Source organism: Winogradskyella eckloniae (assembly GCF_013249045.1).
Classification (GTDB): Bacteria; Bacteroidota; Bacteroidia; order Flavobacteriales; family Flavobacteriaceae; genus Winogradskyella; species Winogradskyella eckloniae.
On the sequence record NZ_JABRWP010000014.1, the window covers coordinates 1 to 8972 of the forward strand.

Consider the following 8972-nt stretch of genomic DNA (forward strand, 5'->3'; position numbering starts at 1 on the left):
TTATTTCAGTTCTGTGTTCAGAGGCAATCCCTGTTATGGTTTGACGGCATTCAGATATTGTAAAGCTATAAATATCATCGCCACCTTTCCCTTGCGGTCTATTAGAAGAGATGTATCCTTTTTGAGTATCATTATCAATGAAGTATGCAAAATCATCATAGCCACTATTAAAAGGCGCTCCAATATTTTCGGGATCAGATTTAGAATTTTTTTCTTTCAGTATATTAGATTTAAAAACATCTAATAAGCCTAGGTTTAAATGCCCATCAGAAGAAAAATACAAGGTGCTGTCTTTGCTTATAAAAGGAAACATTTCACGACCTTCAGTATTAATTTTTTCGCCTAAGTTTATAGGTTCTCCATAGGTACCATTAGCGTTAATGGCAACAGAATAGATATCGGTTTGTCCCATGCCACCTTCACGATCAGAGACAAAGAATAATGTTTTATTGTCTACACTTAAAGAAGGGTGTCCAGTAGAAAAGACATCATCATTGAAGGGTAATTCTTCAGGATTAGTCCATTGTTTTCCCACTAAAGTTGCTTTGTAAATTTTAAGGTGCGTAGTACCTTGTTTATCATATTTTAAGCGTTGGCGTTGGTTGATATTATCTCTAGTAAAATACATGGTTTTACCATCATTAGTAATGGCAATAGAGGCTTCGTGATAGATTGTGTTTACTTGGTCTCCCATGATTTCGGAAGGCGATCCGTAGGTTTCAATGATTTCGCCTTGCTCATTTTCGTCTTGGGTAATAGGGATTTGAAAAATATCTAAAAAAGGTTCTTTGTTCCAGTTATAGACTTTTTTATGCTCGCCTCTGGCAGAAGCAAAGTAAAGAGTACTGTCTTTTACATAAGAACCAAAGTCTGATACTTCAGAATTAAAGGGCAAGTTTTCTAGAGTAACGACAAGGTCTATATTTTTAGAGGTTAGTTGATCAAAAATATCAATATTATCAGGATCATAGCCTTTTAAACGACTATCACCTTGTTGTGCTTGGCTTAATTTTTTAAACCAAATATCAGCTTCTTTATAATCACCAATACTTCTAAGAGATTGAATATATTTATAGATATACTCAGCGTCAATGTTGGCGTATTTACTTAAGGCTTTTTGATACCAATAGACGGCTTTTTCCGAATTAGAATTGTTGTAGTAAGCATCCCCAAGTCTAGTTAATACGTGAGCATCTTCTTTTCCTTTTTCGACTACTTTTTCGTATAATTCAATAGCTTTTACATAGCCATAATTTTCAAAAAACTTATCGGCCAGTTTTGTTTGCGCAAAACTGAAAGAAGAGCCTAAAACTAATAAAAGGAATAATAATTTAATTTTCATATTAGAATAGTTTTTAGAAATACCTAGGCGATTTAATACGTTTACTTTTAAAGACTTCAAACATTAATAATACTTCATGCGTACCACTGGTGTAAGCTGCTAAATCCGAGATAGGGTATTCGTATGCATATCCAATTCTCATTTGCTTAGATATTTGAAAATCAGCAATACCACCTATAGCAGCCGCGTTTTCATTAATTCTGTATGCGCCACCGATCCAAAATACTTCATTAAACAAAAAGTTAGCTGAAATATCGAAAGATAGAGGAGCGCCATTCGTTGCTTTAAGTAAAACCGAAGGTTTTAGTTTAGTGCTTTCACTTAAATTAAAAACGTATCCACTGGTTAAATAATAGCTAATACGTTCTAAAGCGACGTATTCTAAGGTGCCATTCCGTCCTTTGTTGTAATCTGTGTTTAGAATTCTAGGAGCAGATAAACCGACATACCATCTAGGTGCATGTAAAAATAGTCCTGCACCTACATTAGGACTCCATCGGTTAGAGACATCATTAAAAAAGGGATCGTCTACCACAGAAGGGTCGTTAAGTAGCGTTTCATCTAAACTATAATGTGTTACTCCACCTTTAATACCAAAAGCTAATTTAGTGTTTTGGCTAGTTTGAATAGTATAAGAATAATCCGCATATAAATAGGAGAAGTTTTCATAACCTAATTTGTCATTGATAAAAGATATCCCTAGTCCCATATTTTGGTTTCTTAGTGGCGAGTGTACAGATAAAGTTTGAGTTTCAGGGCCACCTTCTAATCCTACCCATTGACTTCTATGTAAGCCAACGACACTCAGTGTTTCTCTACTACCTGCATAGGCAGGATTGATAGAAATAGTATTAAACATATATTGCGTAAACTGAGGTAACTGCTGAGCAAAGCTCATAGATACACTAAAAAAGAGTATAGCAATACAGATGTATTTAGATAACTTCATTGGTTAAGTTTTAATTTGTTGCTATGTAGATAGGGCCAGTGAAAGGGGCTAAGCCACTATCTTTTAAATGAACAATATAATAATACGTACCGGTAGGAACCTTTCCAGAATTTCCTACAGATGACTCATGAGATAATCCACTCCAATCATTACGGTAGTTGTTAGATTTATAAATTTCAGCACCCCAACGATTAAAGATTTGAACTTCAATTTCAAAGTCACATACTTCAATACCCGTAATGGTAAAGAAGTCATTGTAGCCATCACCATTAGCAGTTACAGTTTTAGAAATAACGACATCTTCTTCTCCACACAGTAAAACCACACAATCATCATCAATAGCAATATTTACTTCGATCTCAGTTTGGCAAGGGCCTTCTGTAATGGCATAACCAAAGGTATAATTACCGACCTGATGTAAACCAGGATCAAAATAACTACCATTTAAGGTTGCATTACCAGCAATGACACTCCAGTTACCATCAGTATCAAAGTCACCAGCTAATAATTCAAAGAGATCAAATTCCGGATCTAGAGTACATCTTTCGGTGTCAATAGCTTCTATAAGGTTTCCGACTTCTACGGCGATATTTTGCGTAAATTCAGCTTGATTACCACAATCATCAGTAACCGTCCAAACTCTAGTAATGTCATAGAATAAAGGATCAATACCTTGCGTAGATTCTTCGTAAAAAGTAACATCAATATTATTAGAACAGGAATCTTCAAAAACTAAATTAGGCACAGGAGGTATGTCACTACATAATACAGATATAGAAGAGTCAAGTGGCGTTAACATTGTCGGTGCAATATTATCTTGCACAGTAATGATTTGTGTATGTACAGCTTCATTGTTACATTGATCACTCGTAGTCCATGTTCTAACAATAAGATAATCGCCAATACATGAGCCTTGAATAATTTCTTCTTCAAAAGTAACATCAGCAGAGCTACAGCTGTCAGTCGCAGTTAAAGTTTCAGCACCAGGTATAGCGTCACATTGAGTTGTTAAGTCAGCCGGAAGCTCTTGGTCAAAAGTAGGAGCAGTGGTGTCTTGTACAGTAATCGTTTGTACTAAAGAAATTGTGTTATTACATTGATCAGTTAATGACCATGTTCTTGTAATGACAGCCTCTCCAGGACAGCTACCAGTAACAATGCTATCAGTATATGTTGCGTCTAACCCACTAGCACAGTTATCCATCTCATCAGTAACATCTCCAGTGATAGATACGTCAGTAGCATCAACATTACATTCAATAGTGATATTTTCAGGAACCGTAAAGGTAGGAGCAGTGGTGTCTTCAATAGTTAGTGTTGCACTAATTGTAGATGTATTATTACAATCATCAGCAACGGTATAAATTACAGTAATAGTTCCACTAGCTCCACAAGTTGAGACTAAATTATTAAAGTCATAGTTAGAAGTCACTACATTGCTAGGGTTGGTGTCACAGGCGTCAGTACCACAATTTTCAAGCGCAGCAATATTCGCATTATTCCAAGCAATAACAGCGTTTTCAGTTTCAGAACCCGTACACTCAATAGTTTGATCAGTAACCGTACATCCAGATAAATCTGGTCCAGTTGTATCTTCAATGGTTAGAGTAGCGGTCAATGTTGTAGAATTATCAGTAGCATCGGTTAATGTATAAGTCACTGTGATCGTTCCACCAGATCCACAAGTAGATACTAGGTTCGCAAAAGCGTAGTCAGAAGTTACAGTAAAGTTATTATCACAAGCGTCAGTAGCACAATTTTGTAATGCTAAAATATTATCCGCATTCCAGTTGTTGGCATTGATTTCATTATTGATACCATTACATTCAATAGTTTCATCTTCAACGCTACAATTAGAAGTGTCAGGCGGTGTTGTATCCTCAATTAACTCGGTAGTCGTTTGAGAAGAAGAAGAGACAGTAGTATTATTAACAACTTCTTCAGCAGTAACTGTAGCCGAATTAACGACTTCCGTATTATCAATATCTAATTGGGTTACTAAATATGTCGCAGTGTATATCCAAGTTTCGGTAGGGTCTAAACGGTTATCGTTATCTGTGTCCCCAGAAGTAAAATTAATGCTAACAACAGGTGTAGAGTTGGCTAGCAACGGATCAGTAATTGTTACGTTAGCTAATGCGATATCACCAGTGTTAGTTAGCGTGAACGTATATGTGATGGTTTCACCAACTTCAGTACAACTATTACCATTGTCATTATTGAAAACTCCTGTTTTTACAAGTTCTATTCCAGATTCATTACAAAGTGTAATATCCGTACTGTTAGCATCGATGATGTAAGTATCAGTGGCAACAACCGTTGTTGTCCCATCAGGTTGTAGACCATTAGCAGTCACATTGTTTGTGATATTCCCCGCATCAACGTTAGCTTGAGTAATGGTATAGTCAGGTGCAGTAAAGACCCATGTTTCAGTAGGATCAAGAATACCATCTCCGTTATCTCCAGTAAGAGTTAAAGACGATGTGATATCACCCCCTAATAAATCATCGTTAATAGTTATTGTGTTAATAGATACATTACCTGTATTTGTTAGCGTGAACGTATAGGTAATAGTATCACCTTCACCGACACAACCTGTAGTTGAGCTTGAAGCTGATTTTACAATATTAATACCACCATCATTACAAAGTGTAACCTCAGTATTATTAGCATCGATGATGTAAGTATCAGTGGCAACAACCGTTGTTGTTCCATCAGGTTGCAGACCATTAGCAGTCACATTGTTTGTAATATTACCCGCATCAACGTTAGCTTGAGTAATGGTATAGTCAGGTGCAGTAAAGACCCATGTTTCAGTAGGATCAAGAATACCATCTCCGTTATCTCCAGTAAGAGTTAAAGACGATGTGATATCACCCCCTAATAAATCATCGTTAATAGTTATTGTGTTAATAGATACATTACCTGTATTTGTTAGCGTGAACGTATAGGTAATAGTATCACCTTCACCGACACAACCTGTAGTTGAGCTCGAAGCTGATTTTACAATATTAATACCACCATCATTACAAAGTGTAACCTCAGTATTATTAGCATCGATGATGTAAGTATCAGTGGCAACAACCGTTGTTGTTCCATCAGGCTGCAGGCCATTAGCAGTCACATTGTTTGTAATATTACCCGCATCAACGTTAGCTTGAGTAATGGTATAGTCAGGTGCAGTAAAGACCCATGTTTCAGTAGGATCTAATAGGTTATCAGCATTAGTATCTCCAGTAAGAGTTAAAGACGATGTGATATCACCCCCTAATAAATCATCATTAATTGTTATTGTGTTAATAGATACATTACCTGTATTTGTTAGCGTGAACGTATAGGTAATAGTATCACCTTCACCGACACAACCTGTAGTTGAGCTCGAAGCTGATTTTACAATATTAATACCACCATCATTACAAAGTGTAACCTCAGTATTATTAGCATCGATGATATAAGTATCAGTGGCAACAACCGTTGTTGTCCCATCAGGTTGCAGACCATTAGCAGTCACATTGTTTGTGATATTACCCGCATCAACGTTAGCTTGAGTAATGGTATAGTCAGGCGCAGTAAAGACCCATGTTTCAGTAGGATCTAATAGGTTATCAGCATTAGTATCTCCAGTAAGAGTTAAAGACGATGTGATATCACCCCCTAATAAATCATCATTAATTGTTATTGTGTTAATAGATACATTACCTGTATTTGTTAGCGTGAACGTATAGGTAATAGTATCACCTTCACCGACACAACCTGTAGTTGAGCTCGAAGCTGATTTTACAATATTAATACCACCATCATTACAAAGTGTAACCTCAGTATTATTAGCATCGATGATATAAGTATCAGTGGCAACAACCGTTGTTGTCCCATCAGGTTCTAAACCATTAGCAGTCACATTGTTTGTAATATTACCCGCATCAACGTTAGCTTGAGTAATGGTATAGTCAGGTGCAGTAAAGACCCATGTTTCAGTAGGATCAAGAATACCATCTCCGTTATCTCCAGTAAGAGTTAAAGACGACGTAATATCACCACCTAATAAATCATCATTAATTGTTATTGTGTTAATAGATACATTACCTGTATTTGTTAGCGTGAACGTATAGGTAATAGTATCACCTTCTCCAACACAACCTGTAGTTGAGCTCGAAGCTGATTTTACAATATTAATACCACCATCATTACAAAGTGTAACCTCAGTATTATTAGCATCGATGATATAAGTATCAGTGGCAACAACCGTTGTTGTTCCATCAGGTTCTAAACCATTAGCAGTCACATTGTTTGTAATATTACCCGCATCAACGTTAGCTTGAGTAATGGTATAGTCAGGCGCAGTGAAGACCCATGTTTCAGTAGGATCAAGAATACCATCTCCGTTATCTCCAGTAAGAGTTAAAGACGACGTAATATCACCACCTAATAAATTATCAATAATTGTTATTGAATTAATAAGAACACTACCCGAATTGGTAACTGTAAATGTATAAGTAATAGTATCACCTTCCCCAACACAACCAACAGTTGAGCTCGAAGCTGATTTTTCTATACTAAGACCAGCAACCCCATCAATAGTAATGTATACAGTGGCTTGATCACAGGCCATAGGCGTACCGTTATCACAGATTGTATATACGAATGAATCCGTACCCGAATATCCAGCATTAGGGGTGTAAGTAAACTCTCCCGTATTAGGATCAATGTTAACAGTAACACCTTCAGCTGTTGTTACAGTAGTAGACGTTACGGTTTGTGTATTGCCTTCAATATCGTTATCATTAGATAATACATTACCATTTAGGATACTAGTAGGAGTAACATAATAAGCATCATCATTAGCATTAGTGGTGTTAGGCGTTCCAGGATCTTGAACCGTTACAGTAACAGTTGCTGTATCACAAAGCGCAGGAGTGCCATCGTCACAAATCGTATATGTAAAAGTGTCTTCACCTATAAATCCAGGGTTTGGTGTGTATGTAATGGTTCCATCAGTATTAAGGGTTACAGTTCCATTAGTAGGATCCGTAGTTGCAGTAATAGAGATAGGATCAGCATCTGGATCAAAATCATTAGCAAGTACCACAATATCGATAGGAGTTCCTTCCGGTGTAGTTGCCGTATCCGCATTAGCAATAGGCGGTTCATTAGCAGGGCTACTTTCAGGTAATACTTCAATATATACTATAGCCGTATCACAAGCTTGAGGATTACCATCATCACAGATCGTATATTCAAAGGTATCTTCCCCAATAAACCCAGGGTTTGGTGTGTAGGTGTAAGATCCATCAGGATTCATTACTACAGAACCATTAGCAGGGTTGGTATTGGCAGTCACTGTTTGGTTATCGCCTTCAAAGTCTTCATCGTTAGTTAATACATTACCAGTAACCGGTTGATCTACAAAGGTATTGTTAATGTCAGCAATAGCATCAGTTGTATTGGCAAGTCCGCCAACAGTGATATATACAGTAGCTTCATCACAAGCGACAGGCGTTCCGTTATCACATATGGTATAAACAAAAGAATCGGTTCCTGAGTATCCAGCATTAGGAGTATAGGTAAATTCTCCCGTATTAGGATCAATAGTTACAGTAACCCCTTCAGAAGTAGTAACTGTGGTTGTAGTTACTGTTTGCGTATGCCCTTGAATATCGTTGTCATTTGATAAAACATTACCAGTGACATCGGCATCAGGAGTTGTATTGTAAGCATCATCATTAGCATTAGTGGTGTTAGGCATTCCAGGATCTTGAACCGTTACAGTAACAGTTGCTGTATCACAAAGCGCAGGAGTACCATCGTCACAAATCGTATATGTAAAAGTGTCTTCACCTATAAATCCAGGGTTTGGTGTGTATGTAATGGTTCCATCAGTATTAAGGGTTACAGTTCCATTAGTAGGATCCGTAGTTGCAGTAATAGAGATAGGATCAGCATCTGGATCAAAATCATTAGCAAGTACCACAATATCGATAGGAGTTCCTTCCGGTGTAGTCGCCGTATCCGCATTAGCAATAGGTGCTTCATTTTCAGGTCCACCTTGAGGTAATACTTCAATATAAACAGTCGCAGAATCACAAGCTTGAGGATTACCATCATCACAGATCGTATATTCAAAGGTATCTTCCCCAATAAACCCAGGGTTTGGTGTGTAGGTGTAAGACCCATCAGGATTCATTACTACAGAACCATTAGCAGGGTTGGTATTGGCAGTTACCGTTTGGTTATCGCCTTCAAAGTCTTCATCGTTAGTTAATACATTACCAGTAACTGGTTGATCTACATACGTATTATTAATATCAACAATAGCATCAGTACAATTAGAAAGAATTTCAGCAGGAATAGAAACCAAACAGTCATTTGAGTCTAATACTGTAATCGTATAATTACCAGGCATTAAGTCAGAGAACGTTCCGTTGTTTTGAGATGTAGTTCCACCATCTATAGAAAAAGAGTAAGGGGCAGTACCTCCAGTTCCCGTAATGGTTAATTCTCCAAGGCCTACACATATTATATCCGTTTGAGAAGTTATAGAGGCCGAAAGAGCAGCGCTAGGTTCTGTAATTTCAATACTATGTACAACAGGATCACAAGACGATCCGTCCATAGTAACACTAACGGTATAGTTCCCCGCAGCGACATTAGAAATCGTACTAGTCGTAACACCAGCATCGGTAT

At 37.2% G+C, this 8972-nt stretch carries 3 protein-coding genes; all 3 read right to left on the minus strand.

Features of this window, described 5'->3' with window-relative positions; translation table 11 throughout:
• A partial coding sequence (locus HNV08_RS16095; RefSeq protein WP_173282391.1) for a PD40 domain-containing protein occupies positions 1 to 1342 on the minus strand: 1342 nt, incomplete at its 3' end.
• Between the two features lie 13 nt (positions 1343 to 1355).
• Positions 1356 to 2291, minus strand: a complete 936-nt coding sequence (locus HNV08_RS16100; RefSeq protein ID WP_173282392.1) for a PorP/SprF family type IX secretion system membrane protein — start codon at positions 2289 to 2291, stop codon at positions 1356 to 1358.
• Positions 2292 to 2301: 10 nt separating this feature from the next.
• Complete coding sequence (locus HNV08_RS16105) at positions 2302 to 8901, minus strand: DUF7507 domain-containing protein (RefSeq protein WP_206677697.1); 6600 nt, start codon at positions 8899 to 8901, stop codon at positions 2302 to 2304.
• Positions 8902 to 8972 lie beyond the last annotated feature (71 nt).

Excerpts from the sequence above, each read along its gene's own strand:
- HNV08_RS16105 (WP_206677697.1), bottom strand. The coding sequence starts at position 8,901 with ATGGACGGATCGTCTTGTGATCCTGTTGTACATAGTATTGAAATTACA.
- HNV08_RS16100 (WP_173282392.1), bottom strand. The coding sequence starts at position 2,291 with ATGAAGTTATCTAAATACATCTGTATTGCTATACTCTTTTTTAGTGTA.